22 protein-coding genes are annotated in these 26,426 nt (G+C 61.5%); 15 read left to right on the top strand and 7 right to left on the bottom strand.

All coding sequences use genetic code 11. The features are described 5' to 3' along the window. Positions 1-382 precede the first annotated feature (382 nt). The 5 genes from cydD (at position 383) to cydX (ending at position 6,879) form a co-directional block, all read left to right on the top strand. Positions 383-2,152 carry a thiol reductant ABC exporter subunit CydD gene (cydD, locus tag ACN0SO_RS17930; protein ID WP_417680090.1) on the top strand — a complete coding sequence of 590 codons (1,770 nt, stop codon included), beginning with the start codon at positions 383-385 and terminating at the stop codon, positions 2,150-2,152. Continuing rightward, complete coding sequence (gene cydC / locus ACN0SO_RS17925; protein WP_417680089.1) at positions 2,149-3,831, top strand: thiol reductant ABC exporter subunit CydC; 1,683 nt, start codon at positions 2,149-2,151, stop codon at positions 3,829-3,831. Before cydD ends, cydC begins: the two co-directional genes overlap by 4 nt. Before the next feature lie 159 nt (positions 3,832-3,990). Then, complete coding sequence (locus ACN0SO_RS17920; protein ID WP_417680088.1) at positions 3,991-5,592, top strand: cytochrome ubiquinol oxidase subunit I; 1,602 nt, start codon at positions 3,991-3,993, stop codon at positions 5,590-5,592. 4 nt (positions 5,593-5,596) lie between these two features. Then, positions 5,597-6,754: a cytochrome d ubiquinol oxidase subunit II gene (gene cydB / locus ACN0SO_RS17915; protein WP_417680087.1), complete on the top strand. Its 1,158-nt coding sequence runs from the start codon at positions 5,597-5,599 to the stop codon at positions 6,752-6,754. 11 nt (positions 6,755-6,765) lie between these two features. After that, positions 6,766-6,879 (top strand): cytochrome bd-I oxidase subunit CydX, encoded by a 114-nt coding sequence (cydX, locus tag ACN0SO_RS17910; RefSeq protein WP_417680086.1) that lies wholly within the window; start codon positions 6,766-6,768, stop codon positions 6,877-6,879. 92 nt (positions 6,880-6,971) lie between these two features. Here the strand turns inward: cydX and ACN0SO_RS17905 are convergent, their stop codons facing one another. The 3 genes from ACN0SO_RS17905 to ACN0SO_RS17895 form a co-directional block, all read right to left on the bottom strand. Next, positions 6,972-7,517: a peroxiredoxin gene (locus ACN0SO_RS17905; RefSeq protein WP_417680085.1), complete on the bottom strand. Its 546-nt coding sequence runs from the start codon at positions 7,515-7,517 to the stop codon at positions 6,972-6,974. Between the two features lie 308 nt (positions 7,518-7,825). Beyond that, positions 7,826-9,322, bottom strand: coding sequence for a fused MFS/spermidine synthase (locus ACN0SO_RS17900; RefSeq protein WP_417680084.1), 1,497 nt, complete (start codon positions 9,320-9,322; stop codon positions 7,826-7,828). A gap of 53 nt (positions 9,323-9,375) precedes the next feature. Beyond that, the gene (locus ACN0SO_RS17895) at positions 9,376-10,257 is read right to left on the bottom strand and encodes an NHL repeat-containing protein (protein WP_417680083.1); all 882 of its coding nucleotides are present in this window, start codon (positions 10,255-10,257) and stop codon (positions 9,376-9,378) included. A gap of 144 nt (positions 10,258-10,401) precedes the next feature. On the opposite strand from ACN0SO_RS17895, the gene ACN0SO_RS17890 reads away from it, so the two are divergent. Next, positions 10,402-12,492, top strand: coding sequence for a trypsin-like peptidase domain-containing protein (locus ACN0SO_RS17890; RefSeq protein ID WP_417680082.1), 2,091 nt, complete (start codon positions 10,402-10,404; stop codon positions 12,490-12,492). Positions 12,493-12,520: 28 nt separating this feature from the next. Here the strand turns inward: ACN0SO_RS17890 and ACN0SO_RS17885 are convergent, their stop codons facing one another. After that, a complete protein-coding gene (locus ACN0SO_RS17885) occupies positions 12,521-12,868 on the bottom strand; it encodes a hypothetical protein (RefSeq protein WP_417680081.1) in 348 nt (115 codons plus the stop codon). Between the two features lie 235 nt (positions 12,869-13,103). Between ACN0SO_RS17885 and ACN0SO_RS17880 the strand changes: the two genes are divergently transcribed. Beyond that, positions 13,104-13,883, top strand: a complete 780-nt coding sequence (locus ACN0SO_RS17880) for a hypothetical protein (protein WP_417680080.1) — start codon at positions 13,104-13,106, stop codon at positions 13,881-13,883. Positions 13,884-14,336: 453 nt separating this feature from the next. On the opposite strand, the gene ACN0SO_RS17875 is transcribed toward ACN0SO_RS17880, so the two are convergent. Continuing rightward, a complete protein-coding gene (locus ACN0SO_RS17875; protein WP_417680079.1) occupies positions 14,337-14,606 on the bottom strand; it encodes a hypothetical protein in 270 nt (89 codons plus the stop codon). Positions 14,607-15,002: 396 nt separating this feature from the next. Between ACN0SO_RS17875 and ACN0SO_RS17870 the strand changes: the two genes are divergently transcribed. Next, on the top strand, positions 15,003-17,975 hold the full coding sequence (locus ACN0SO_RS17870) for an HAD-IC family P-type ATPase (RefSeq protein ID WP_417680078.1): 2,973 nt from the start codon (positions 15,003-15,005) through the stop codon (positions 17,973-17,975). Further along, positions 17,968-19,104 (top strand): methionine adenosyltransferase domain-containing protein, encoded by a 1,137-nt coding sequence (locus tag ACN0SO_RS17865; RefSeq protein ID WP_417680077.1) that lies wholly within the window; start codon positions 17,968-17,970, stop codon positions 19,102-19,104. Before ACN0SO_RS17870 ends, ACN0SO_RS17865 begins: the two co-directional genes overlap by 8 nt. Position 19,105: 1 nt before the next feature. Here ACN0SO_RS17865 and ACN0SO_RS17860 read toward each other — a convergent pair whose 3' ends face one another. Beyond that, positions 19,106-19,585, bottom strand: a complete 480-nt coding sequence (locus tag ACN0SO_RS17860) for a hypothetical protein (RefSeq protein ID WP_417680076.1) — start codon at positions 19,583-19,585, stop codon at positions 19,106-19,108. After that, positions 19,578-19,868, bottom strand: coding sequence for a DUF5132 domain-containing protein (locus ACN0SO_RS17855; RefSeq protein WP_417680075.1), 291 nt, complete (start codon positions 19,866-19,868; stop codon positions 19,578-19,580). Before ACN0SO_RS17855 ends, ACN0SO_RS17860 begins: the two co-directional genes overlap by 8 nt. A 178-nt stretch (positions 19,869-20,046) precedes the next feature. On the opposite strand from ACN0SO_RS17855, the gene ACN0SO_RS17850 reads away from it, so the two are divergent. From ACN0SO_RS17850 to ACN0SO_RS17825, 6 genes are all read left to right on the top strand, one after another. Then, positions 20,047-20,835: a GntR family transcriptional regulator gene (locus ACN0SO_RS17850; protein WP_417680074.1), complete on the top strand. Its 789-nt coding sequence runs from the start codon at positions 20,047-20,049 to the stop codon at positions 20,833-20,835. Between the two features lie 149 nt (positions 20,836-20,984). Next, the gene (gene ligM, locus ACN0SO_RS17845; RefSeq protein ID WP_417680073.1) at positions 20,985-22,394 is read left to right on the top strand and encodes a vanillate/3-O-methylgallate O-demethylase; all 1,410 of its coding nucleotides are present in this window, start codon (positions 20,985-20,987) and stop codon (positions 22,392-22,394) included. A gap of 396 nt (positions 22,395-22,790) precedes the next feature. Further along, entirely contained in the window at positions 22,791-23,798 is a 1,008-nt protein-coding gene (locus ACN0SO_RS17840; protein ID WP_417680072.1) for a TRAP transporter substrate-binding protein, read from the top strand. A gap of 8 nt (positions 23,799-23,806) precedes the next feature. Beyond that, on the top strand, positions 23,807-24,325 hold the full coding sequence (locus ACN0SO_RS17835) for a TRAP transporter small permease (protein WP_417680071.1): 519 nt from the start codon (positions 23,807-23,809) through the stop codon (positions 24,323-24,325). Beyond that, complete coding sequence (locus ACN0SO_RS17830; RefSeq protein WP_417680070.1) at positions 24,322-25,626, top strand: TRAP transporter large permease; 1,305 nt, start codon at positions 24,322-24,324, stop codon at positions 25,624-25,626. The genes ACN0SO_RS17835 and ACN0SO_RS17830 overlap by 4 nt, the downstream gene beginning before the upstream one ends. Before the next feature lie 267 nt (positions 25,627-25,893). After that, positions 25,894-26,426, top strand: a 533-nt coding sequence (locus ACN0SO_RS17825; RefSeq protein ID WP_417680069.1) for a PIG-L deacetylase family protein, incomplete at its 3' end; no start/stop codon positions are given.

Raw genomic sequence — 26,426 nt, 5'->3', positions numbered from 1 at the left:
CGGGATGGGAACCAATTGGGGTGTCTGACATCGGGTGTGTCTGAAAAGGTTTCTGGAAAAGTAATGAATATCAGAAACTTATGATGCTTCTGCCGATGCGGTGAGCTCGGCTTGCGCCATATGTGAAAAGCCCGGTTTCGTCGGAAACGGCCTGCGGGCCCATGATATGGGGACAGGCAAACCTTCCAATTGCCGTATAAATATGCTGAAAGGCCAGTGGAGGGTGTGGAAGCTGGTCCTTTATCCGGCTTCAGGGGCTTGAGCCGGCAATGAAAACAAGGGACGGACGATTGACGCGGAGACTGGCCCCCTTTGGCGCCCATTGGGTTGAAGAAGCGCCACCCTTGAAAAACAAAAGATCTGTTCGGGGCAAGGGGCAGGCATGACTGTGTCCGCAGCAAAAGATGCTGCCGAAAACGGGGAGCAGGGAGGACCGGTCGCGGATCTGGTTCCTGCGGAAAAGCGTCTGCTCCGCAGGGCCGGATGGTTGCTTTCGATATCCGATCTGTTGTGGATCGGACAGGCCGCATTGCTGAGCCTGGTCATTTCCGAATTTATTGCTGGAAGACCGCAAGCCGGAATCGTGACTGTTCTTGCTTCCGCCGCCGCCGGCTTCATCGCTCTGGCCGGTGTGCGCCAGTTGCTTGGATTGAAAGCCGCGGCGTCCGCGCGATCGGCGGCCCGGGCTGTCAAGACGAGGGTCCGGACGACGCTTCTGGGCGCTATCGCGAACACATCTCCGGCGGCGGCCTTGCCGTCCAGCGGCCATGTGGCGGCCACTCTGGGCGAGCAGGTGGATGCGCTTGGTCCCTATCTCGGCAACTTTCATCCGCAGCAATTCCGGTTGAAGGTTGTCCCGCTCGGTATCCTTGCCGCAACCCTTTATGTGAGCTGGTTGGCCGCGGTGATCCTGATGATCGCCGGACCAGTCATTCCGCTGTTCATGGCGCTGATCGGGATCAAGGCGAAAGCGGCGAGCCAGGGCCAGCAGGAAGAGCTGACCCGCATGAGCGGATTTTTGCTCGACCGGGTGCGGGGCCTTGAAACTCTTCGGCTGTTCGGCGCTCTCGGCCAGACCGAAGCGCAGATAGATCGTGTCGGCGAAGCTTTCCGGACCGGCACGATGCGGGTCCTGAAAATCGCCTTCCTGTCCTCCACGGTGCTGGAGCTTTTCAGTGCGCTGGGGATCGCCTTCGTCGCCGTCTATGTCGGATTTTCGCTGCTGGGCAGCGTGACCACAGGTACCTGGGGCGCGCCGTTGACCTTCGGCGGAGGTTTCTTCGTTCTGCTGCTGGCGCCGGAGTTCTTCGCGCCGCTTCGCGCCTATGCGGCTGCCTATCACGACCGCGCCGCAGGCCTGGCCGCCAAGGAAAAGCTTCAGGACCTCTACTCCGGGATCGTCGCTCAAGGTCCGCAGTCGGGATCGACTGAAGGATCGGGCAGGGCGGAAGAAGAGGCAACCGCGCCGGCCTCCCGGCAAACCCATGCACCCGAAATCAGGCTCGACCACGTGTCCGTCACGCTGGGCGGCAAGGGCATCATTCGCGATTTCTCCCTTGAAATACCGTCCGGCGAGACAGCAATTCTCACCGGGCCGAGCGGTGCGGGCAAGACGACGCTGCTCGATTGCCTGCTCGGCCTGCATCGTCCCGATGGCGGGAGGATCATTGTCGACGGCAAGGATCTTCTGACGCTCGATCTTGGGCGGTGGCGCCAGGAGGTCTGCTGGATCGGCCAGCATCCTCGTCTGTTCCACGGCTCGCTGCGCGCCAATCTCCTGCGTGCGGACCCGCAGGCCTCGGCCGAGGATATGATGCAGGCGGTCCGTCTGGCGGGCGCCGCCGCGCTGGTGGAGAGCCTGCCGCGCGGTCTGGAGACGATCATCGGCGAAGACGGCTTCGGCCTGTCCGTCGGCGAGAAACGCCGGATCGCCCTGGCGCGGGCGGCCCTTCGGAAGACGGCCGGGCTGATCCTGGCCGATGAGCCGACCGCCGGCCTCGACGACCAAACGGCCAGGGACGTTATTGCCGGCCTGAAAAAGATGGCGGCCGGCAGAACGCTCATTCTTGCGACCCACGATCCGAAACTTATGGCCCTGCCCGGTCAGCGGATCGAGCTGGACGCCGCGCATCTGACGGAGGCGAGCGCATGAGCCCGCTCCGCCGGATCGTCCAGTGGCAGTGGCGCCATTCGCCGACTGCGTTCCTGTTGGGAATTGCGGTCGCTCTGATACCAGCCCTTGCCGGTATCGCGCTTCTGGGCGTTTCGGGATGGTTCATTACCGCGGCAGCCCTTGCGGGGCTTGGCCTGTTCGCATTGAACATCTTCATTCCGAGCGCGTTGATCCGGGCGCTTGCGATTGCCCGGACCGCCGGCCGTTATGGCGAGCGCGTGCTCACTCATGACGCCACCTTCCGTTTCCTGACCAATCTGAGAAAACGTATCTTCCAGGGTCAGGCCGCCAGGTTCGGCGACGGCACGCGTCCGGCGCGAAGCGGCGCGGCCCTCAACCGGTTGACCTCCGATATCCAGGCTCTCGATGCGGTTTATCTCCGGCTGATCGTTCCGGCGGTGCTGTGCCTCGTGACGGGCCTTCTGGCACTCCTTTGGATCTCGAAAACGGCTCCGGTCGCGGGTCTGGGCATTGCGGGGTTGGTGCTCTGGGATCTGGCTTTCTTCGGTTATCTTCTGAAAAACCGGCAGGCGGCCGCCGCCCGCCGGCAGGAAGCCGCGCACGAGGCCATGCGCCTCAGAAGCGTCGATCTGGTGGCCGGGCGCCGGGACCTGGCCGTCTACGGCGGTCTTGAGCAAAGCGCGAACGCCATTCTGCATGCGGAAGACAGGTTGGCGACGTCCATCGAGGAGATGGAGGCGCGGACGGCCCGAATCCTGTCGCTTCAAGGCTTTGCCGCACAGACTTCCGTTGTTGTGACGTTGATTCTGGCCAGCATTTTCATGTTGCGCGGAGAGCTGGAGCCGGTCTGGGGCGTGACGCTGATCCTGGTTGCGATCGCACTTCCCGAAGTGCTCGGAGGGTTGGTGCCGGGGCTCGCCAATCTGCAAAGGACGAACCTTGCCGCAAAACGTGCCGCCGACGGCGCGCACGAGAGTTCCGATGCTGCCGGGTACCAGACGGATTTGATCGAAGGGAAGTCCCCGTCCGATCCCGTCCTATCCTTCACCTCTGTCACGTTTGCCTATCGGGGCGCGGAAAGCGCCGTCCTGTCGGATTTCTCTTTCGATATTGCCAGGGGCGAGATTCTGGCGCTGACCGGACGCAGCGGTTGCGGCAAGTCGACGGTCTCCGCCATTGCCTCCCGGCTGCTCACGCCGCAGGGCGGTTCGGTGAAGCTCTGCGGGCAGGACCTGCAGACGATCGCCGAAGAAGACTTGCGCGGCACGGTCACGGTCCTGGGACAAAAGCCGTACCTTTTCAACGATACGGTCGCAGCCAATCTGAGGATTGCCAAGCCTTCGGCAACCGAAGACGAATTGTGGGCCGCGCTGGAGATGGCGGCGCTGGGCACGCGCATTCGCAGTAGTGACAGCGGCCTGGAAACGGTCCTGGGCGAGGGCGGTCTGGGATTGTCGGGCGGCGAACAGCGGCGTCTCGGTCTGGCCCGGGCCTATCTCACCCGGCCGGTGCTCTTCATCCTCGATGAAATGACGGAAGGCCTGGATGAAAAGACCGCCAGGGACGTTCTGGACCGCTGCGAGGAATTCCGCGGAGATGCCGGCGTACTGATGATCGCCCACAAACCGATGGAGATCGCCCGCGCCGATCGGGTTCTGGCTCTCCGTGACGCGGAAAAGAGTGTGGCCGCCGAATAGGACAGGCCATCCTTGTCGGTTTTAGCGAGCTCAACTCCGTGTTTTCGGAAGGAAGCGGTCCGGCTGCGGTCGGTACACGAAAATTTTGCAAACTGACCCCAGTATGATCTTCTGTTGCCAGATTCGGAATTCCGGTTCGGCCAAACCAGAGGTGTCGCGATGGAACTTGATGTTGTCAGCCTGTCCAGGCTGCAGTTTGCGATGACGGCGCTCTACCACTTCCTGTTCGTGCCGTTGACCATAGGTCTTTCCATCCTGCTTGCGACCATGGAAACGGTCTACGTCATGACCGGGCGCGAAGTCTGGAAGCGCATGGTCAAGTTCTGGGGGACCCTGTTCGGCATCAACTTCGTGCTGGGGGTTGCGACCGGCCTGACCATGGAGTTCCAGTTCGGCATGAACTGGAGCTATTTCAGCCAGTATGTTGGTGATGTCTTTGGAGCGCCGCTGGCCATCGAAGGGCTGATGGCCTTCTTCCTGGAGGCGACCTTCGTCGGGCTGTTCTTCTTTGGCTGGGACAAGCTGTCGAAGCGCCAGCATCTGGCCGCCACCTGGGCGGTCGCCATGGGCACCAACCTGTCGGCACTCTGGATCCTGATCGCCAACGGCTGGATGCAGCATCCGGTCGGCAGCGAATTCAATCCCGAAACGATGCGCATGGAAGTGACCAGCTTCTACGACGTGCTGTTCAATCCGGTGGCCCAGGCCAAGTTCGTGCATACGGTTTCGGCGGGCTATGTGACCGCCTCGCTGTTCGTTGTCGGCATTTCCGCCTGGTATCTGCTGAAGGGCAGGCATATCGAGATCGCACGGCGATCGATTGCCGTCGCCTCCGCCTTCGGCTTCGCCTCGGCCTTGTCCGTGGTCGTCCTTGGCGACGAAAGCGGTTACGAGGCGAACTTGAACCAGAAGATGAAGTTGGCGACCATCGAGGCCATGTGGGAAACGGAGCCCGCTCCGGCGTCCTTCAACATCATCGCTTTTCCCGACATGGAAGCTCGAGACAACAGTTTCGCCATCGAGGTGCCTTATGTCATGGGATTGATCGCCACCCGGTCGCTGACCCGTGAAATCCCCGGTATCAAGGAACTGGTGGAAAGGTCAAAGGACCGGATCCGCCAGGGCATCATTGCATGGCAAGCCCTGCAGAAGATCCGGGAGGCGGACGATGCGGGGCAGACGGTCGACCAATCGGTGCGCAACGACTTCGTCAGCAACCAGCATAACCTCGGCTATGCCTATCTGCTGATGCCGTTTGCCAAGGATCTACCCAACGCGACCAACGAGGAGATCGATGCGGCCGCCTGGTCCGCCGTGCCGAACATCTGGCCGATGTTCTACGGCTTCCGGATCATGGTCGCCTGCGGCTTCTTCTTTATCCCGCTGACCGGGGTGTTCTTCTTCCTGGCGTCCACGGGCAAGGTGGAGGGCCTGCGCTTCAAGGGGCGGTGGCTGCTGCATGTTGCGGTCCTGTCGATCCCGCTGCCCTGGATCGCCTGCGAGATGGGGTGGCTCGTCGCCGAATACGGTCGTCAGCCCTGGATCATTGAGGGCATGCTTCCCACGCACGCCGCCGTTTCCAGTCTCTCCGTGCCTGAAGTCCTGATGACTTTGGCCGGCTTTGTCGCTCTCTACAGCACGCTTCTGGTGATTGAGGTCGCCCTGATGCTCAAATACATCCGGAAGGGACCCGATGACGGTGGCGAGCCGGATGCAACGCCGGTCCGAACCGGCGGCATGTCCTTTATCGCAGCGGAGTAGACCAATGATCCTTCATGAATTGATCGACTATTCGACGTTGAAGCTGATCTGGTGGCTGCTTCTGGGCGTTCTGCTGATCGGCTTTGCCGTGACGGACGGCTTCGACATGGGGGTCGGAACCCTGCTTCCTTTTGTTGGTCACACCGATATCGAGCGCCGCGTGGCGATCAACTCCATCGGCGCGACCTGGGAGGGCAATCAGGTCTGGTTCATTCTTGGTGGCGGTGCGATCTTCGCCGCCTGGCCGCCGCTTTACGCCATCAGCTTTTCCGGCTTCTACCTGGCAATGTTCATTGTGCTTGCGGCGATGATCCTGCGTCCCGTGTCGTTCAAGTACCGCTCCAAGCGGCCGGACCCGTCCTGGCGCAACGGCTGGGACTGGGCGTTGTTCGTCGGCTCCTTCGTGCCGGCGCTGGTCTTCGGCGTGGCGGTCGGCAACGTCCTGGAAGGCGTGCCCTTCACCCTCGACCGGGACCTGAGGATGACCTACGAAGGCTCCTTCTTCGGGTTGTTCACGCCGTTCTCGCTTCTGTGCGGCCTTCTGTCGGTCGCCATGCTGGTCATGCACGGCGGAGCCTGGCTGGGGCTGAAAACCGACGGCATCGTTGCCGTCAGGGGACGCCGCTACGGCTCGATTGCCGCAATCGCCGCCCTGGTGCTCTTCGCTCTCGGCGGTTATCTGGTCTATTCCGGCTACGTCCAGGGCTACCGGATCACGTCGGAGATCGACCCCAACATGCCCGCCAATCCGCTTATGAAGAAGGCGGTGATCGAAGGTCCGGCCTGGATGGCGAACTATTCGACCTACCCCTGGATGATGCTCGCGCCTGTTCTCGGGTTCCTGGGAACGGTCGGTGCGCTGATCGGGCTGCAGACCCGGCTGGAGATGCTGACCTTCGCCTGCTCCAAGATCGCGGTCTTCGGCATCATTTCGACCGTCGGTGTCTCAATGTTCCCCTTCCTGCTGCCCAGTTCGGTGCAGCCGGATGCCAGCCTGACCGTCTGGGACGCCGCCTCGAGCCATCAGACCCTGTTCAACATGCTGGTGGTGACCATCATCTTCCTGCCCCTTGTTCTGGCCTATACCGCCTGGGTCTACAAGGTCCTGTGGGGCAAGGTCGACGAAGCCACCATCGAACGCGACAACGACACGGCGTATTGAGGAGAAACGACATGTGGTACTTCGCCTGGTTCCTCGGCATGCCGCTGGCCTGCTGCCTCGCCATTCTCAATGCCATGTGGCTGGAATTGCGTGCAGATGACGAAAAGGCCCGCGACGGCCGGTAGGTCGCGTTAGACCCGATAAGCGAACAGCAAACAAAAAGCCCCGGAGCGATTAAGCTCCGGGGCTTTGATTTTTTTCAGGCTTTGCCGAAGGCTCAGGCGGCTGCGGTGGAAGCGGCGGCCTTCAGGTTTTCCAGGATGTTCTGCGGAGAGGAAACACCGTAGGGGTCGCTCTCGCAGTTGTCGGAGAAGCCTTCTTCCTCGAACCACATTTCGATGACGCCGTTGTTGATCACGGCACCGTAGCGCCAGGAGCGCATGCCGAAGCCGAGGTTGTCCTTGGCGACCAGCATGCCCATCTTGCGGGTGAACTCGCCGGAGCCGTCCGGAATGACCTTCACCTTGTCCACGCCCTGTGCCTTGGCCCAGGCGTTCATGACGAAAGCGTCGTTGACGGAGACGCAGTAGATCTCGTCGATGCCTTCCGCCTTGAACTCGTCATAGAGCTTTTCGAAATCCGGCAGCTGGTAGGTGGAGCAGGTCGGGGTGAAGGCTCCGGGTAAGGAGAAGAGGACGACGCGCTTGCCGGCGAAATAATCGTCGGTGGTCTTGTCTTCCCAGCGGAACGGGTTCGGGCCTTCGATGGATTCGTCACGCACGCGGGTGCGGAAGGTCACGTTCGGAACTTTTTTGCCGATCATGGTCAACTCCTGAAAATGAATGAACTGGGACCGCCCCGGCATGCAGATCTACGTCCGGGCAGAGCCAGCGGGAGGGCGGCTTGAACGGGGTCGAGGCTGCACAAGGAGCGATGTTCGTTTCCCGGTAGCGCAAATATTGCGACGCAGCAAGGTAGAACGCGCCATTGTTCGTCGGTTTGACCCGATTTTGGGCGCTGTGCCGGGGAAATATGCAATTTGAAATTGATAAGTGATTAGTATGTATACGTATTTTGCCAGGAGTGAAGTGACGTTGTCCATGCGGTGACGGGCGCATTCCTGCCGCCATTTTACTCCCGCAGTGCCATAAGCCGATCGATTGGAGCGTAGTCGTCCGTCAGGATCAACGCGTTCTCGTTCGTGATCAGTCGCTGCACCGTATCCTGCGTGAGCCGCCCGGCCACATAAGGCTCCGGGTCGAGCCCCTCCAGCCTGGATGTCTTGGAAAGGGAGTTACCGGCGGCCAGAATGAAGACCAGACGCCCCTCCAGCGGCTGGCCGGTGTTCTGCACCCAGATTTCCACTTCCGGAAACACAGATTTCAGCGTCGCCGCGATCGAGGCCATTGCCTGCAGCCGGTCTGCATGATCGATAACATTCATCAGGTAAACGCCGTCGTCGGTGAGACGGCTTCTGACCAGTTCGAAGAACTCCTTTGTGACCAGATGCTGCGGTACGGTGATGTCGGTAAAGGCGTCGCCGATTACCACGTCGTATGTGTCGGGACGGGAGGCAAGCGCGCGCCTGGCGTCCTCGTGGAAAATCCGGGCAACTGCGGGATCGAACCAGAAATACTTTTCCGCCATTTCGGTCACCGCCGGATCGATCTCGGCCACCGTGACCTTAACCTGTGGCTTCGGTCCCCAGGCCCGGGGGATCGAATAGGTGCCGCCACCGATAAAGAACGCGGAATACGGCCGGTCCTCCATGCGGGTTCTGGCAATCAGTTCCAGCATGGAGGCATGCGGCGTGAACATGACCTCAGGAAAGTCGCGCGCCGAAATTCCGTGGGCGAGATGGTCAAGCACCATCAGCCTGACCGGCGTTTTCGCCTCCGGATAGACATCCACGACCCGAATGCAGAAATAGTTGCTTTCCCGTTTGCATGGGTTTTCCGCGGCCAAACCGGATCCGGCCAAGATCAGGGCCGCGCCAAGGACAATGGCGGCCGGAACGATCGCCGGGGTTTTCCGGCGTGCCAGGCCAAGCAGGAGCGCTGCGCAAAGGACGTAGGTGGCGGTGACGACCGCCAGGGTGCCAATGGTGCCGAGGAACGAGATGAAGACGAAACCGGCCAGCAGCGTTCCGGCGATGGCGCCGAGGGCACCGGCCGCGAACATCGCACCGAGGGCCCGCCCGGCCTTTGCACGGTCCGCATCCACAGCGATACGGGCAAGAACCGGTGCCGGGATGCCGGCGAAAAACGACGGCAGGAAAAAGACGATCATGGAAATCGCGGTGATCGAGGCGATGGGAGCCGTCAGCGCGTTAATGACCGGTTCCGCGCTCCAGCGCAGCAGGAAAACGGCGGCGGCCGTGGTCAGGGCCGCCCCTGCCAGCCCAAACCCGGTCGCCATAAGGCCGGTGGCCGCGGGTCTTTCGGCAAGTCGCCCACCGGCCCAGTGGCCGGCCGAAAACCCGGCCAGCACCACGGCGATGATCGAGGTCCAGGTGTAAAGAGACATGCCGACGTAAGGGGCAAGCATACGGCCGGCCACGATCTCGACGACGAGGCTTGCGGCCGATACGACCGCCTGCAGAAAGACCAGCAGGAAAACCGGCGGCATTCTGGGAGGGGCTGAATTGTCCGGGGGGGAAACGGGTTCTTCCAAGGATAGTCCTAATTCGTGACGACCGTGTAGCGGACGATGCGGTTGTTGCCGGAATCGGAAATATAATAGTCATTGCCGCGGATCGCGACGCCTTCCGGATTGGCGAACTTGTTCGCTCCGGCCCCGGGAGATCCATCGCCCAAGACCCCCAGAAGGGTGCCGCCGTCCTGCCCGTCCGGATCGATCAGAAGAACCCGCTGCGCATCGCTGTCGGCGACAACAAGACGGCCCAGGGCGTCGATATCGAGATAACGGGGCGCAAGGAAGCCGAATTTCGGCTGATCCAGGACCTGGAGTTCCTTCAGGTCCGGGCTGAACTTGACCAGTCGCCGGCTGCGGGTGCAGGCGACCCAGATGTTGCCATCCGGGGCTTCGGCCACGTCATGGGTTCCGAACAGGCCGCCGACCGAGCCGATTTCCTCGCCATCCTGAAAGGCGACCAGGCGTCCGGTCGTTCCTGTGGTGGCGTAGATCCTGCCATTGGAATGGGCCAGGACCCCTTCCGTGCTGGAGGCGGGCAGGAAGTCGAAGGCCTGCGGTCTGTCGCCTTCCAGCCGATCGAAGATCAGCACCGCACCAAGGCCGGTCGCCGCAACCGCAGCGGCGCCGTTCCGGCTAAAAGAAATGTCATGGACGTCGGGCAGCTGTCCGGACGCAACGGATTCGACGAGGGTGAGCGTTTCGGGATCGAGGACCGCGATCCTGTCGCCGCGCTTGTCGGCGACATAGAGCCGCCCGTCGGGCCCGAAGGCCAGGTCAAACGGATCGTTCAGGATCGAGGGGCCGGCCATGTCGAAGGCAGCAAACGGCCTTGGCTTGTCCCCTGCTGTGGCGGCTTTCGCCAGGCCGAGACCAAGCAACAGAAAAACAAGGCATGTCGAAAGACGCATGGACCTCCTCCCGGTCGATCAGAGCTTATCACCAGCAGCCGCTTCGTCCAGAAGAAGGTTTCCTTGGCTTTGTCCGGATAGCGTTCCTGCTCTATGTTGATGCGTCGATACTCTGGCCGACTGACCGAATACGGAGCCCGACTGATGCGTCCGCCATTGCCGCCGAGCCGTTTGCGCCAGTCTCTGGTGGCTGTTCTGATGGTCCTCGTTTTGCTGCCGGTGGAAACCCGGCAGGCGGAGGCCTTTCCGGAAAAGACGCTGCAGTCGGTCGTCTCGGTCTTGCCGCTCTGGCCCGGAAAGCCGCAGGGCGGAGCAGGAACGCCTGCGGGCAAGGCGCCTGAGGGCTCCGGCGTTGTCGTCGGTCCGGACGGTCTGATTGCCACGGCCTACCATGTGGTGGAACCGGCCACCCGGATGCCTGAACCGCGGATCGATGTGCGCCTGTTCGACGGGCGGATCCTGCCGGCAAGGCTGAGGGCTTTCGATACGGCATCGGATGTCGCGCTGCTCGAGGTGAAGGCGGACCTGCCCATATTCGACCTCGCGCCGGCGCCGTCTCTCGCCGAGCCGGTCTGTATCGTTTCCAATGCCTATGGCCTCGATCTGTCGGTGACCTGCGGCGTGGTCTCTGCCCGTCATGTCGCCAATGCCGGGTTCAATCCCGTCGAGGATTTCATCCAGACCGATGCCGCGGCCAATCCGGGCAGTTCCGGCGGCGCACTGGTGGACGCGGACGGCCGTCTTGTCGGCATGATGTCGGCGATATTCGCCTCGGCTGGCGACACCAATATCGGCGTCAATTTCGCCGTCTCGGCGGATTTGCTCAAACGCGTGGTCGAAGACCTCGATGACGATGGCCGGGTCGACTATGTGTCGGCGGGCTGGGGGCTCGAACTGCCGTCCCGTTCGGAGCTTGCGATCCGCGCGGGTGTCAAGATTACCTCGCTTTCCGACGGACCGGCGGCAAAGGCGGGGCTTCAGGTCGGCGACCTGCTTGTCGCCGTCGCCGGCCGCGCCGTCCGTCATCCGCGCGATGTTGTCAGCACGCTGTCGCTCGTCCGTCCGGGCGACACAGCCGAAGTCGTCTATGTGCGCGCCGGGCAGGAGGCCAGGGCCAGTCTGTCCTTTGGTGATACCTCTGACGCATCTCGAAAGGCGGCAAACTCGGCCACCGGAACGCCCGACTGTCCCTATGCGGAGGCGGTGTGCCGGACACGGCAGGCCGTTTTCCCGGTGGAAAGCTTCGATCCGCTGGCAAGCGCTGTTCGCATCGGCAAACAACTTCTGGTGACCAGCCGCCACGTGATCGCTGACCGCACCGAGGCGACGGTGTTCACGCCAAATGGTCCTCTGAAAGGCACGGTGGAGCCGTCTGCCTACAGGGGCGATCTTGCATTGATCGAAGTCGAAGGTCTTCCCGAAGACGGGCTTGTGTTGAACCCGGACGAGGACGGCGACGTGAACGCAGCCCTTTACGCGGTCGGTGCGGATATCGGGCAACGGCAGATCCGGGTTTTTCAGCCGGGTATGCTGCTTTTGCCGCCCGAACCGGCGGCGGATCTCGGGCGCCTTCAGGTCACAAGCTTCATGCAGCCGGGCGTGAGCGGCGGGGCGCTTGTCGATCCGAACGGCCGGCTTGCCGGAATTGCCGCCGGCGGCGGCGAGGGACGTTTCGAAGCCTTGCCGGTTCGGGATGTACGCGACTTGCTGCAGGGGCGAAGCGCGGCGAATGCGGAGGCGGTGCAGGCCGAACTCGGCAGGGCACTGGCCGACTGTGAACTGGCGCTTGACACGATTGCGTCGGCAGAAGCCGGACAGGCCGCCGTCAGGCTGATCGAAAAGCTCCAAGGCGCCTGCATGTCGGCGGAGAATGAAGGCCTCTACCTGGAAGCCGGGCGTACGCTGGCCATGGCAGGGGCGTTCGATCGGGCGATCGTCCTGCATCAGGCGGCGGTCGATCAGGTGCCCCATTCCCTGAATGCCCGTCTGTCCCTGCTGGTTTCCCTGCAGCTGGCAGGACGGTTCGAGGCCATGCTGCCGCACGCGGAGTTCATTTTGACGGCCCTGCCGGACGATCAGCAGGCCTTGCGTTTGGCCATCCAGGCCGGTGTCCGCGGCGGCAAGCCCGAGCTGGCCGAACGGGCTTACACGCTAATGGAAAAAGCCGACCCCCGGCAAGCCGCCGCTGCCCGGCAGTTCATCGACAATCCGCCGCCGGCGCCAGAGCGGCGTTAGGATCTTTCCGGCTACCGCCAGCGTCGGCTCAGAAATAGACTTCCCAACTGTCATCGCCGGTGCTTGCCTCGGGAAGCAACGCGCGCAAGGCAGCGATGGCCTCCGGTTTGCCGTAGACCACATGGTCCGTGCCCTTGAGATGGATCGCTTCCATTCGCATGCCTGTGACCTGCTGCGTTTCCTGACCGTCGCGGTCGACAATGACACTGCGCAGAGGGGCCTTTGCGCTTTCGTAGAATTCCACCTGAGACGCCAGGGAGCGCAGGCATTTCCCAACGACATCCGCCACGGCGTTCAGGCGTTCATGGCCGAGTTCCTGAAGGCCGTCCTGGAGCTTGCCGAGTGCGGACAGTGCGTTTTGTACAGAGGCGGTCATTATACGAATCCCTCAGTTGTGTGCTGTTGGGACTCTCATATCAGAACGTGTGACAGCACAGGCTGGTAAATCTGTTTCGGTTCCTGGGCGCAGGTCATGCGGTTCGAAAGCGAGGGTAATTCCAATCGCTTCCCGGCCGGAAATTGACCGCTGCGGATGATCGGATTTGCGGTGGGAACGATGCGGACGGGGGGCAGAGATGCGTATCAGCGCATCTGTCCGCATGGAGAAAATGATGACTATCCAAGATCTCAAAGCATGGAATATCAGGATTGCCGCTGCCGAAACGGAGAGGGGAGGGTTGAATTCCCTGGACCTGTCCAGATCCGTGATTGCACTCTGCGGCAAACTGATGGAGCTCGGTGTCGCCGAGCTTCGCTGGCATGACACTGTCCCCAGTTACACCGCGGCGGTCGCCGAATCCAAGAAACGGGTCGTCGGCGAATATTTTCGCGATGATATGAACACGCTGCCGCCGAGCCGCTTTTTCGGCGTGACCGGGCACGATGAAACCGGCCGGACAGTCTGTACCACCGCCAATCGTTATGACGACGTGGCCGGTTGGGACCTGCGGGACTACATTCAGCGGTTCTGGTACCGGAATTACAGGGCCGAAGGAGGCGGGCAGGCCCGCCTGGCGCCGACTTCCGTTCCGTTCGCGGCAGGACTGACCGGGCCGTTTGCCTATATCGGCGACACCTCCGTGGATCCTGCCCTGGCGGGATCCGATGTCGCGGCCTATCTGGTGCGTCTGTGCATTCTCGGATGTTACCTGGAATGGCGTCCGGCCAACATCTATGGCTGGATGGCCCGTCACCACGCAGCCAAGGGCCTGCCGTTCCGCTGGGGGTTTCCGACCGTTTGGCCAAGCGGTTTTATCTGGGATGCAGCGCCGGAAAACAGGGCATATTCAGATTTATGCTTCCTGCTGTGCCCGCCTCAGGGAGTAGCGATTGTCGCGAACTCGCCACTGGATATCGGGGTGGCTCCAGATCCAGCGAATAGCAAAGCGTGAAACGGGCGCCCTGATCGGTGAACACCGGCAGAAGCAGCCGGTGATAGGTCTGCTGCTGATAGTCGCCTGAAATCATCGGCCGGGACACCCGGACGAGATCGAAGATCGGCTGCATGTCCGATGCCGTATCGAAATAGGCCTCAGCGCACATGCGACGGTAGTCCGCGGAAAAATCGTTTCGCTTGATCTGCGGACTGTCCGTCACCGGGGTGTTGCCCAGATTTCGCTTGAGCAGCGAATTGACGCCGTGGAAGAGCACCTGCGGCGAATCCGTCTTCTGCGGCTGTCCGTCCAGGATCACGAGCTGATCGGTAAATCCTGCTATTTCCTCGCAGATGCGCCCGCCGTTGGTGCGCCATGTGTCAAGGAGCGCGCGTGCCGTATCATCGGCACCGCCGCGAAGGATGTCATCGAGGTCAAAACGGACTACAAAATCATCTGCCATAACGGTCGTCACGAATGGGATTCCTGCTGGGACCTGGCACAGTATACGAGCTCGCTGACCGCTTCTATCAGCAACTCAGCCTGCCAGCCAACAAGTGTTTCCGGCTGTGGATGGTCGAACAACTGACCGCAGATGGACCGGACGAATGGGTCGACACTGTATTTGCGGGCTTCTTCCAGAAGGTCCGCGAGTTGCTGCTCCACGTTGGAGTTAGTTGTTGCCCAGTAGGCGTCGGCATTGAATGCGTCTGTCAATGCATCGTTATTTTCTTTGCTCATCGAAGTCGTTCTCCTCGAAACCGCCTCCTACAACGAAGCAATGATTTCGATTGTATGCCCGTGCACCTAGCGGAAAGGTAGTTTTGGTTATGCCTCTTGAGCAAGACAAAATTAACTCTTTTGGTCGTTGGCGTGGATTGTGACGTCTTGTGCGGATCCGGATCCAACATTTATCCGTGATAGCTTCGGCGAAGCCCTGAATCCAGTCATTGCCGATACCTGCACGAAATCATCCAAAAGGGAATTGGTGCCGCCGAAAGTGCAAGCGGAAGTGCCTGTTTTCGACGGTTGCTCCCAATACACTGATCCGACTGCGCTTTTGCATTCCGCGCTTGAGCCTTGTCAAATATCTGCAGTGAAAATGCGATAAGCTGGCGCGACCGCGAAGGGCTGCCCGTGACGCTTGATACCATGATGCCGGAAATCGTTCATTCTGCCGTGCCGGGCCGTCTACGCCTGAAAGTTCCCCGGATTCTGAACAGGCCGGAGCGGGTAAGAAATCTGGTGACACATGTCCGCGGCCTCTCCGGAATCAGGAGCGTCAACGCACGCAGCATGACCGGCAGCCTGATTGTCACCCACGATCCGAAGATTGACGCAGAGGATATCCGCAAACAGATCTCCGGTCTTCTGAGCCTGATCGACGACCCTGCGCAACATGCTGCTGCATCCCCGCCAAGGGAACGAAAAGAAGCGGGTAAAAGACCGGCGAGGCGGCGCGTTCGCACGGCGGCGCGCGACGTGCCGGCTTGGCATTGTCGGCCAGCCGGTGAGGTCATCGGGACGTTCGGGAGCGACGAAACCAGGGGCCTCGACAGCCGCGAAGCGTCGGCCCGGCTGAAACGCTTCGGCCCGAACGTCCTGCCGCACGAAGCCGGCCCGTCCAATCTGGCGCTCTTTGCCAAGCAGTTCGAGGGCCTGCCGGTGATGATGCTCGTCGGATCGGCTGCGGTTTCCTTTGCAACCGGAGGCGTGGCCGATGCGGTCGCCACGCTGTCCGTTGTCGCGCTCAACGGAGTGCTGGGATACGTGACCGAAGGTCAGGCGGAGCGCAGGATCCACGCGCTGACAGGCCAAAGCGAGCATCCGGTTCGTGTCCTGCGGGACGGCGCGGTCCTGAACCTGCCATCCAGCCGGCTGGTTTCCGGCGATGTGGTTCTGGTCTCGGCGGGGAGCCTGGTGCCTGCCGACGCCCGGCTTGTTTCGGTCGATGGCCTCATGGTGGACGAATCCGCCCTGACCGGTGAGAGCATGCCCGTGGCGAAGTCCGATACGGACCGGCTTTTGCGCGATACGCCGATCGGCGACCGGTCGACCATGCTTTATGCCGGCACCATCGTGGCGGAAGGCCGGGGGAGGGCGGTCGTGGTTGCGACTGCCGGTGACACGGAAGCTGCACGCCTGCAGCGCCTGTCGTCCACCGCAACGCGTCCCCAGGCGCCTGTGGAAGCCGAACTCGACCGTCTCGGAAGCAAGCTCGCGATCGCCAGCCTTGCGGCTTGCGGCGTCTTTGCCGGCATCGGGATCCTGCGCGGCTACTCCGCGTCGATGATCCTGAAGGATGCGCTGGCACTTGCGGTCGCCGCCGTTCCCGAAGGCCTGCCGATGGTGGCGACGACGACCCTTTCGCTCGGCCTGGGCCGGATGCAGCGCAGGGGGATCCTGATCCGCCAGTTGAGCGCAGTGGAAAGCATGGGCGCCTTGCAGGTACTGTGCCTCGACAAGACCGGCACGCTCACCCAGAACCGGATGGAGGTGGTAACCGCGGTCGCCGGAGGCGAGGAAGTGCCTCTCGATCGTAAAGCGGACCTTGACGTGCTCGCGGCGCTGGCTGTGCTCAACAACGACGCTTCGGTCGAGGACGGCGCTGCGAACGGCTCGTCCCAGACGGAACATGCCATCCTGGGGTTCGCGCTATCGCAAGGTCTCGACGCCGGCCAATTGCGGCAGCACTATCCGCGAAAAGCGACGATCGAACGTAAGCCCGGCCGGCCCTGGATGGCGACGCTTCATGAGGAGCCGGGCGATGACCGTCTGCTTCTGACCTTGAAAGGATCCCCTGAGGATGTCCTGAACCGCTGCAACCGGCTTGTGACGGTCGAAGGCTCGGTGCCGCTTGAGGCCTCGGACAGAAAACGGATCATCGAACTCAACGAGCGTCTTGCCGCCCGTCCGGCCCGCGTTCTCGCTTTCGCTCGGGGACATACCGACAATCCGGATGCGGACCCGCAGGGTTTGGAGTTCGTCGGTATGCTGGCCATGGTCGATCCGGTGCGGCCGGGGGCGAAGGCGCTCATCCGGAAGATCCGCCGCGCCGGGATCCGTCCCGTGCTGATCACCGGCGATCAGGCCGCCACGGCCGCGGCCGTGGCGGACGAAGTCGAATTGAGCGGCGGCGGCGCGCTTCGGGTCATCGACTCGACATCGATTGCAGATCTGTCGCCGGATCTGCTGGCGGGCCTTGCCCAGGACACGCATGTGTTTGCCCGCGTTGCCAGCCATCAGAAACTCGCCATCGTCAAGGCGCTCCAGGCCAGCGGCCGGATCGTGGCCATGACCGGAGACGGGGTCAATGACGCACCGGCTCTGGCGGCGGCAAATATCGGCATTGCCATGGGCGAGAGCGGGACCGAACTCGCCCGGGATGTTGCCAATGTCGTCATCCGCGACGACAATCTGGAAACCCTTGTCGAGGCGATCGCTCAAGGCAGGGCGATTTACCGGAACATCCGCCGCTCGCTGGAATATCTGGTAACCACCAACATGTCGGAAATCGCGGTTTCAATCCTGGAGGCCCTGCACGGACCGGGGGAACTCGAAACGCCGATGGAACTCTTGTGGATCAATCTGGTCACCGACGTCTTTCCCGGTCTCGGCCTTGCTCTCGCCGACCCGGATCCGGACGTGATGGACCGCCCGCCGCGGATGGCGGGCGAGCATATCGTGCCCGAGCGGGATTTTGCCCGCATGGCCCAGGATAGTGGGGTCATCGCGGTTTCCGCCCTTTTGTCCCATCTGGTCGGGCTGGCCCGCTACGGTCCGGGGCCTGAAACCCGAGGCATGACCTTCCTGACCCTGTCGCAGGCGCAACTGCTTTATACACTCGTCTGCCAGCGGACCGATCCGAAGAAACTGCATCCCGAAAAGCTGCTGGAGAACCGGACGCTGGACCTGGCGCTGCTTGGATCCTCAGCGCTGGGAGCCCTGCCGTTCTTCGTTCCCTTTCTGCGCCGTCTGCTCGGCATTGCGCCCCTGCGCGCGTCGGACATGGCTCTCTCGCTCGGGGCTGCGGCCATTCCATTGGCAACCGTGCTCGCGCGCCGCAGCATTCAATTGCATCTGGATCCGGAGGACCCGCCAAATGCGTGATTTTGTTTTGATGTCGGAGGCCGTCACCGCAGCCCATCCGGACAAGTTGTCCGATCAGATCAGCGATGCGATTGTCGATGCCTGCCTGACAAGCGGCCCTGCTGTGGGTTGTGTCGCCGAATGCGCGCTCGCAAGCGGCGTCGTGTTTCTGTCTGTACGCCACGGGGCGCCGTTGACCTTTGATCCCGCAAGCGTCGCACGGCGCGTCCTGGCGGAAGAAGGGTATGTCCAGATGGCGGGCGAGTCTCCGACGACGGTCATTCTGGATCTGGTGGAAACGCCGGAGCTGGTGGGGCCGGTCGATGGGGGCGATGCTGTCGCCACCCGGATGACGACGGCTTTCGGTTTTGCCTGCGACCAGACGCCGGAGCGCATGCCTTTGCCGATCATCTGCGCCCGTGACATCAGCCTGGAGCTGGAACGCACGGCAAAGGCGGGCTTTTCTTCCTGGCTGGCCGCCGATGCCCAGGCGCAGGTCGCGGTCCGGTTCGCGAACCGGAAACCAATGGACATCACCGGCATCGCGCTCGGTGTTTTCACATGCGGCGAGGAGCGCGCGACCGAAGACGAACTGGCTGCGAAGCTTCGAAAGGCAATTGTTGACCCGGTCATGGCCGCAAGGGGGCTCGAACCGGCAAGGGATATCCGCTTTTCGGTTCATCCGGTGCCGGGAAAGGGCGGTCCGAAAGCCCATGCGGGGCTCACCGGGCGCAAGACGACCAGCGATTTTTACGGCGGTTATGCCCGCCAGAGCGGTTCGGCCTTGAGCGGCAAGGATCCCTCGCGCATCGACCGGATCGCCGCCTATGCGGCCCGTCAGGCTGCCGTCAGCGTGGTTGCCGCCGGTCTTGCGCGCGAATGCGAGGTGCAGCTTTCCTACGTTCCCGGCGAACGGGGGCCCGCCAGCATCGAGATCGACTGTTTCGACACCGCGATGAAACCGGAACCCGAAATTTCGGCGCTGCTTGCCGAAAAATGCGATTTCCGGGTGGGGGCAATCGTCGAGCAACTGGGCCTTTGGACGCTGCCGTCGTCTTCCGGGGACGGGTTCTACCGGATGCTCTCCCGCTATGGCCATTTCGGCCGGAGCGACATGGATCTTCCCTGGGACAGGCCGGTAGCGCTTTAGGCTAGCGTGGCCTTGACCCGGTCTCCAGAAGCGCCAGCGCATTGACCAGAAGTGTGGCGGTCGGTCCGAAGACGCGCCCGCGCCCCAACTGGACCAGCGCTGCTACCAGAAGAAGCGCGCCGAGGGCCGTGTGCAGGTTGAGCTGCCCGAAGGTCCGCTTGCGGACCTGTTCGTCAGTTTGCAGAACGCCAAGCTGCAGGGCCATGCCGAGGGGAGGGACGGGCGGCTTTTGTTTGAGTTTCAGACAGTCCGCTGTCTCCAGAAGGGTGCGAAGGGCGTCTTCGGCGAGATCCGCCTCGATGATCAGGCTGCCGGTATTTGGGCGCGCAAGGGTCCGGGTGATGCCCGGGACAACGGCCAGGGCATCGAGCGCGGCATGCCAGGCGCCTTCCGACGGTTTTCCGACAGCGCGCAACCGGGCCCGCCCGTCTGTGGCATGGGCGATATAAACGGGAAAGGGGGAGGCGGCCGTCTCAGGCACGTTCCGGTCCCGGTGCCGTATCCGCTTGGGCGGTATCTTCGGCAGTGCCCGCCTCATCGGCGGCTCCGCCCATTTCGGCGCGCACTTCGGCAGCCATATCCTCGAAATGCTCGTAAGCCTCGGCTCCGGCCTTGCGGAATTCGTCAAAGGCGGTTGCGCCGGTCTTCATCGCAGCACGCACGACCGGCCGCCCGGCACGTGCCACGGCCGCAGCGACGCCTGGAACCAGCAACAGGCCCGCTGCAGCGGCAGCGGCCCCAAGAACAAATCCGCGACCAGACATGAAAACCTCCAATGCTGTTTGGCCAACTTAAGAGACCTAATGCCAGCCCTTCGTGACATTTATCAAACAACACGACGGTTTACGATCAAATCAGGGATGCAGGTATCGGCCCTCAGCCCGCAACGAATGCACTCCGATCGTGGAAATTGAGACTAATCTCACCCAAGCGCCACATGTTATGTATACTTGGCGCGAATTGTCATCAGCATGGGAAAAAGGGAGTAGCAGTAAGGGAATGGCGGATACAGGGGGTAGTAGCCACACAATCCGGGCTTTGACGGAACTTCGGCAACGGATCCTGAGCGGGGAATTCAAGGGAGGGGAGCGATTGTTCGAAGTTCCCCTGGCCGAAATGCTCAATATTTCCCGAACACCGGTCCGCGAAGCGATGTCTCGGCTGGCGGAGGAAGGCCTGCTGGAAAGGGCGAAAAGCGCGGGCTTCGTTGTGCGGGAATTCGGCCTGGACGATGTGATCGATGCCATCGAGTTGCGCGGGGTCCTTGAAGGCACGGTCGCACGATTGGCTGCGGAGCGCGGTGTCGGGGCTGAGGATCTGACCCGGATCACCGAGATCGTCAACGGGATCGATGACTGTTTCAAGGATGACGGCGATGTCGATTTCGACTGTTATTCCAAGCTGAACGCCGAATTTCACGAAGCGCTCGCAGGTCTCTCCGGCAGCAAGATCATCCAGCGCGAACTGGAGCGGGTCGTTCGTCTGCCTTTCGCATCTCCCTCTGCCTTTCTGCCGGACAAGATGCAGATGGAAAGCCGTCGGGGCTCGCTCGAACTCGCCCAGGCCCAACATCGCGAAATGATTTCGGCGATCAGGAACCGGGAAGGGGCGCGGGCCGAGGCACTGGCTCGCGAACACGCCCGTACCGCCCGGCGTGACCTGGAATATGTCATGAAGGAAAAGGCCGGAATGGTTCAGCAAATGGCAAGTCTGGCCCTTATCAAGACCTGACCCGGACCTGCCCCGTCGGGCGGACTGAGATGGGGTCTGAAGTTCCACTCGAAGCGGAAAAGCATACATTCTGAAAATTTTTCTGGCATTCAGCGCGTATTTTGATAAGGAATGTATACATCTAGTTTCTGTCCTAGGGAGGAAGAAGTATGTCTGTATCCAGCTTGGAAGCCGTTTTGTCTCAAAGCGGCGGTGCCGTGAACCTGCTCCGCAATTCGAAGATCGGGATGTATGTATACCCGGTCGTGGCGCCGGAATTCAGCAACTGGCGTGACGAGCAGCGGGCCTGGCGCGAATCGGCCGTCCTTTTCGATCAGACCCATCACATGGATGAACTGATTGTCGAAGGTCCTCAGGCCGAGGATTTCCTCGCCTATCATGGCATCAACGCGTTCGGAAACTTCAACCTCAACCGCGCCAAGCACTTCGTGCCGGTGACCCCGAACGGACACGTGATCGGCGATCACATCATTTTCCGCGAGCGTGAAGACAAGTTCATTCTCGTCGGCCGCGCGCCGACCTCGAACTGGCTGATGTTCTGTGCTGCCTATGGCAAGTGGAATGTCCGCATCAAGCACGATCCCCGCTCTCCCTCCCGTCCGGACGGCGAGCGCGTGCTGCGTACCCATTACCGCTATCAGATCCAGGGCCCCGATGCGCCGAAGATCTTTGAAAAGATGAACGGCGGTCCCGTGCCGGACATCAAGTTCTTCCACGTCGACTGGATCAACGTCGGTTCCAAGAAGGTTCAGGCGCTTCGTCATGGCATGTCCGGCGCGCCGGGCCTGGAAATCTGGGGTCCTTATGAGGACAAGGCGTATATCCACGCGACGATCCTGCAGGCGGCGCGGGATGCCGGTGTCAATCTGGTGCTTTGCGGTAGCCGCGCCTATTCGACCAACACCCTGGAATCCGGCTGGATTCCGTCGCCGCTGCCGGGCATCTACACCGGGGACGGCATGCTGGCCGAATACCGCCAGTGGCTTGGTGCGGATTCCTACGAGGCAGCCGGCGCCATCGGCGGGTCCTTCGTGTCCGACAACATCGAAGACTACTACGTCAACCCGTTCGAGCTTGGTTATGACTTCTACATCGGCTGGAAGAAGGACGACTTCATCGGCAAGGCGGCCCTGACCAAGATGAAGGAGCAGACCAACCGCAAGAAGGTCACCTTCGAATGGAACCGGGAAGATGTGCTCAAGGTCATCGCCTCCAGCTTCGAGCAGGGGACGCCTTACAAGTGGATCGACTTCCCGCAGCCGAACTACGCGTCCACCAGCGCGGACATGGTCATGCACGGCGACAAGATGGTCGGTATGTCCATGTTCAACGGTTACTCGTTCAATGAGCGCTGCCTGTTGTCGCTCGGTGTCGTCGATGCCAGCGTTGAGGAAGGCGATGTTCTGACCATGATCTGGGGCGAGCCGGAAACCACCGGCAAGACGTCGACGGAACCGCACAAGCAGGCGGAAATCCGCGTGCGTGTCGCTCCGACGCCTTATGCCAGTGAAGCGCGCGAGAACTACGCCGACAGCTGGCGTACCAAAGGCAGCAAGTAAGTCTTACCCTTGTATGGGAGCCGGCCCCAGGTCCGGTTTCCATTCGAATGAGAAAAGGTGCTGCGGAGAAATCCGCGGCACCATTCTTTAGTGATTAGTTATTTCTTTTGGCTGGCCTGTCCCGAATTTGAGGGACTTTGCAGAGGAAAAATTCCATTTGAAATTTGAAAGCCAAATAAAACAATTGCATATGAAGAACTCATGCAGAGATTTTTGAGTATCTCGTAATTCCAATTTGCTGGTGGTGGTCGCCGCTAAGTGGATTATTAATAACCAGTACTTATGACATTCACTTAAAATCAATTCGTCATTCGGCTGTTTTTAGCGTAATCTCCCCGTATCCGGACCGTCCATGGAAGGGGCTGTCCTGTGTCTGACGTAACGGGAGGTTACCAAATGTTCAATCGATCCCTGCGCCGCATTCTGATGTGCGCCGCGGCCGCCGGTGGCATGGCTATGATGGCTGCGGCCGTGCCGGCAAAGGCTGAAACACTCAAGCTGGCGCACTGGGTGCCGCCCGCGCACACCCTGACCAAATCGACGGTAGAGCCGCTCAAGAACGGCGTGGAAGCCGATACCAACGGCGGTCTGACCATCGATGTCTATCCGGGCGGTGCGCTCGGCAAGGGGCCGCTGGAGCAGTATGTCCGCGCCGTTCAGGGCGTTGCCGACATCACCTGGGGCCTGGAGGGGTACACCTCGTCCCAGTTCCCCAACACCATGATTTCGGAACTGCCGGGCGTGTTGAAGCCGGGCGAAACCGGCTACGATGCGATCTGGAACGCCTATGATGCCGGTCTGCTGGACCGCGAGTTCCCGGGCACCGTTCCGCTGGCTCTGTGGCTGTCCGAGCCGAACATCTTCATCATGAAGGACCGGGATATCCGCAAGCCGGAAGATCTCAAGGGTTTGAAAATTCGTGTGTCCGGTGCAGCCGCAGCTGCCGTCATCGAGGCCCTGGGCGCTACGCCGGTGCAGATGCCGGCCGGTGAACTTTACAACTCGCTTCAGACCGGCCTGATTGACGGCCTCGTGACCGGCGCAAGCGCCGTTGGCGATTTCAAGCTCGACGAAGTGGCCAACAGCTACACCATCGGTGCCCCGCTTGGCCGCATCTCCTTCTATCTGGTGATGAACAAGGACCGTTTCGACGGCCTGTCCCCGGAATTCCAGAAGGCGATCAAGGACAACAGCGGTCGGAAGCTCTCCAAGAGTGCCGAGGATGGCTGGAACGCACGCGCCCTGCAGGTGATCGAGTCCCTGAAGTCTGCTGGTGACAACACCGTGATCGAGCTTTCGGACGACGAAACCGCTGCTTTCGGTGAGATCACCCTTCCGGTCACGGACAACATCGTGAAGAGCCGGAACGCGGAGATCGTCCTCAAGACGATGCGCGGGGAGTAAAAAACGCCGTGTACGCGTTTTTGACACGTTGGGCGGACAGGCTGATCAGCCTGTCCGCACTTGTCGGTACACTCGGTCTTCTCACCGAGGTGCTTGTCATTCTGATCGATGTCATCGGCCGGTATTTCGGCGCGCCTTTGGTCGGCTCGCAGGACATCAGCCAGATGGCCATGGTACTCGTCGTGTTCGGGGGCATGGCGCTGTGCGACAAGGTTGGCGGGCATGTATCCGTCGATGTGTTCGAGCGGCTGTTGCCGACGCGTGCATTGTGGATCGGAGATGTTCTGGCGCCCTTGCTCGGCGCGGTGATCTTCTGCGCGATTGCCTGGACGGTCTGGGAATCCGCAGCCCTTTCGCGGATGCTCAATCTCGCGACCAATATCATCTATCTGCCCAAGGCGTGGTTTCAGTACGCCGTCGTGGCGATGTCTCTCATCACCGCGCTCGGAATGTTGATCCGAGGGTTCGGGATCGCGGTCAGCGGTAAGCCGATCCGCCATATGCAGGAGCGGGAAGAAGTTTTATGAGTGCGTCCGTTATCGGCCTGATCGGCATGGCCGTTCTTCTCGTCCTGATGGCTTTGCGTGTGCCTGTGGCCTTTGCCATGTTTGCCGTGAGCCTGGCCGGAATTGCAGTTCTCGACAGCGCGAAATCGGCGCTCAGTTCCCTGGCGTCCAGCAGTTTCACCGTTGCATCCTCGGCTGAGCTGGTGGTGGTGCCGCTGTTCATTCTGATGGGCAACGTGGCGACCGAAACCGGCATGAGCCGACGTCTCTATGACGCGGCTTATGCCATTATCGGCTCGGTCCGGGGTGGGCTCGCCTCAGCAACAGTGATCGGCTGCGGCGGCTTCGCGGCCCTGTCCGGATCTTCCGTCGCCTCGGCGCTCACCATGGGCAAGGTGTCGCTCGGCGAAATGGACCGCTTCAATTATGATCCGAAGCTGTCGACAGGTGTCGTGGCTGCCGGTGGAACACTCGGCATCCTGATCCCGCCGTCGGCCGGTTTCGTGATCTATGCCATTCTGGCGCAGGAATCCATCGGACGCCTGTTCCTGGCCGGCGTCCTTCCGGGCCTGTTGCTGCTGACAATGTTCGTCCTTACGGTCTCCGTGCTGTGCTGGATCAATCCGCGCATGGGGCCTGCGGGCCCGAAGACGAGCATGTCGCAAAAGGCGAAGGCCCTTATAGGGGCAATGCCGATCCTCACCGTCATCCTCCTGACCATCGGCGGAATTTACGGCGGTCTGTTTTCACCCGTGGAGGCGGCTGCCGTCGGCGCCGGGCTGGTGATCATCTACGGAGCCTTTTCCCGAACCCTGACCTTGGGTCGGCTGTGGAATGCCACGCGCGATTCCGTGGTGACGACTGCAACCGTGATGCTGATCCTGATCTCGGCCTACATGATCAACCAGTTTCTGGCGCTGAGCCACATCCCCCAGGCGATCGGCGACCTGCTCGGCGGGCTGCATCTGCCCGCAATCGGTACGCTCATCCTGATCCTGGCCTGCTACATGGTGCTCGGGTGTTTCCTGGAAGGCCTTGCCATGCTGGTGCTCAGCATGCCCGTCTTCTTCCCCGTGATCACCCAGCTGGGCATAGATCCGATCTGGTTCGGTGTGCTGGTTGTCCTCACTCTGGAAATGGGGCTGATTTCTCCCCCCGTAGGCGTCAACGTGTTCATCGTGAAGTCGGTGGCGAAAAACGTTCCGCTCGGCACGATTTTCAGAGGGGTGATGCCGTTCTGGCTCGCCATGCTGGCGACGCTGGCGCTGTTGGTGGCTTTCCCGCAGATCTCGCTCATCCTGCCAAACACGATGATCAACTAGGTCCAGGACGGGCAAAAGTCCGGCGCGGATCATGTGAAAGTCTGAAAGATAGAGCCCTGCTTTTACGTTGCCGGCTGCGGACACGTTGAAGCGGTCGGGGAGAGTGCACGGAACGTTCGTTCCGTCTGACAATGTGACGCCGTTGGTCCGGCTGGCCGACTTGTCGCCCGACCGGAAGAGCGGCCAGGCCCTGGGCCTGAAGACAATCGAGAGTTTCCATACCCACGGCGCGTTGCCGGTTGGAGAACCAGAAGAAAGGGATTGACCATGTCCGACAAGAAAACGGCATTGGTTATCAGTGCGCATTCGGCGGATTTCGTGTGGCGTTGCGGCGGCGCGATCGCGCTGCACGAGGAGCGCGGCTACGACGTGACGGTGGTGTGCCTGTCCTATGGCGAGCGCGGCGAGAGCGCGAAGCTGTGGAAGCAGGAAGGCATGACCCTGGAAAAGGTCAAGACCGAACGGCGCAAGGAAGCCGAAAACGCGGCAGCCGCCCTTGGCGCTTCCGACATCCGCTTCTTCGACCTGGGCGACTATCCGCTCAACCTGGACCGGGACGCCAAGGACCGCATGGTCGACGTGATCCGCGAAGTCCAGCCGTCCTTCATGCTGAGCCACTCCAAGTGGGACCCCTACAACACCGACCACATGGCCACGACCCAGTTCGCCATCGAGTGCCGGATGATCGCCCAGGCCTGGGGCCACAATCCGGGCCAGAAGGTGCTCGGCGCGCCGCAGCTCTACCTGTTCGAGCCGCACCAGACCGAGCAGATGGAATGGAAGCCGGACGTGTTCCTGGA

It is taken from the genome of Roseibium sp. (assembly GCF_048260565.1).
Classification (GTDB): Bacteria; Pseudomonadota; Alphaproteobacteria; order Rhizobiales; family Stappiaceae; genus Roseibium.
This window is presented reverse-complemented; position numbering and strand designations above follow the sequence as displayed.

Coding starts and splice junctions, on each gene's coding strand:
- ACN0SO_RS17895 (WP_417680083.1), bottom strand. CDS start 10,257: ATGCGTCTTTCGACATGCCTTGTTTTTCTGTTGCTTGGTCTCGGCCTG.
- cydX (WP_417680086.1), top strand. CDS start 6,766: ATGTGGTACTTCGCCTGGTTCCTCGGCATGCCGCTGGCCTGCTGCCTC.
- ACN0SO_RS17875 (WP_417680079.1), bottom strand. CDS start 14,606: ATGAGCAAAGAAAATAACGATGCATTGACAGACGCATTCAATGCCGAC.
- ACN0SO_RS17880 (WP_417680080.1), top strand. CDS start 13,104: ATGACTATCCAAGATCTCAAAGCATGGAATATCAGGATTGCCGCTGCC.
- ACN0SO_RS17900 (WP_417680084.1), bottom strand. CDS start 9,322: ATGCCGCCGGTTTTCCTGCTGGTCTTTCTGCAGGCGGTCGTATCGGCC.
- cydD (WP_417680090.1), top strand. CDS start 383: ATGACTGTGTCCGCAGCAAAAGATGCTGCCGAAAACGGGGAGCAGGGA.
- ACN0SO_RS17905 (WP_417680085.1), bottom strand. CDS start 7,517: ATGATCGGCAAAAAAGTTCCGAACGTGACCTTCCGCACCCGCGTGCGT.
- cydB (WP_417680087.1), top strand. CDS start 5,597: ATGATCCTTCATGAATTGATCGACTATTCGACGTTGAAGCTGATCTGG.
- ACN0SO_RS17850 (WP_417680074.1), top strand. CDS start 20,047: ATGTATACTTGGCGCGAATTGTCATCAGCATGGGAAAAAGGGAGTAGC.
- ACN0SO_RS17830 (WP_417680070.1), top strand. CDS start 24,322: ATGAGTGCGTCCGTTATCGGCCTGATCGGCATGGCCGTTCTTCTCGTC.
- ligM (WP_417680073.1), top strand. CDS start 20,985: ATGTCTGTATCCAGCTTGGAAGCCGTTTTGTCTCAAAGCGGCGGTGCC.
- ACN0SO_RS17840 (WP_417680072.1), top strand. CDS start 22,791: ATGTTCAATCGATCCCTGCGCCGCATTCTGATGTGCGCCGCGGCCGCC.
- ACN0SO_RS17920 (WP_417680088.1), top strand. CDS start 3,991: ATGGAACTTGATGTTGTCAGCCTGTCCAGGCTGCAGTTTGCGATGACG.
- ACN0SO_RS17890 (WP_417680082.1), top strand. CDS start 10,402: ATGCGTCCGCCATTGCCGCCGAGCCGTTTGCGCCAGTCTCTGGTGGCT.
- ACN0SO_RS17855 (WP_417680075.1), bottom strand. CDS start 19,868: ATGTCTGGTCGCGGATTTGTTCTTGGGGCCGCTGCCGCTGCAGCGGGC.
- ACN0SO_RS17885 (WP_417680081.1), bottom strand. CDS start 12,868: ATGACCGCCTCTGTACAAAACGCACTGTCCGCACTCGGCAAGCTCCAG.
- cydC (WP_417680089.1), top strand. CDS start 2,149: ATGAGCCCGCTCCGCCGGATCGTCCAGTGGCAGTGGCGCCATTCGCCG.
- ACN0SO_RS17865 (WP_417680077.1), top strand. CDS start 17,968: ATGCGTGATTTTGTTTTGATGTCGGAGGCCGTCACCGCAGCCCATCCG.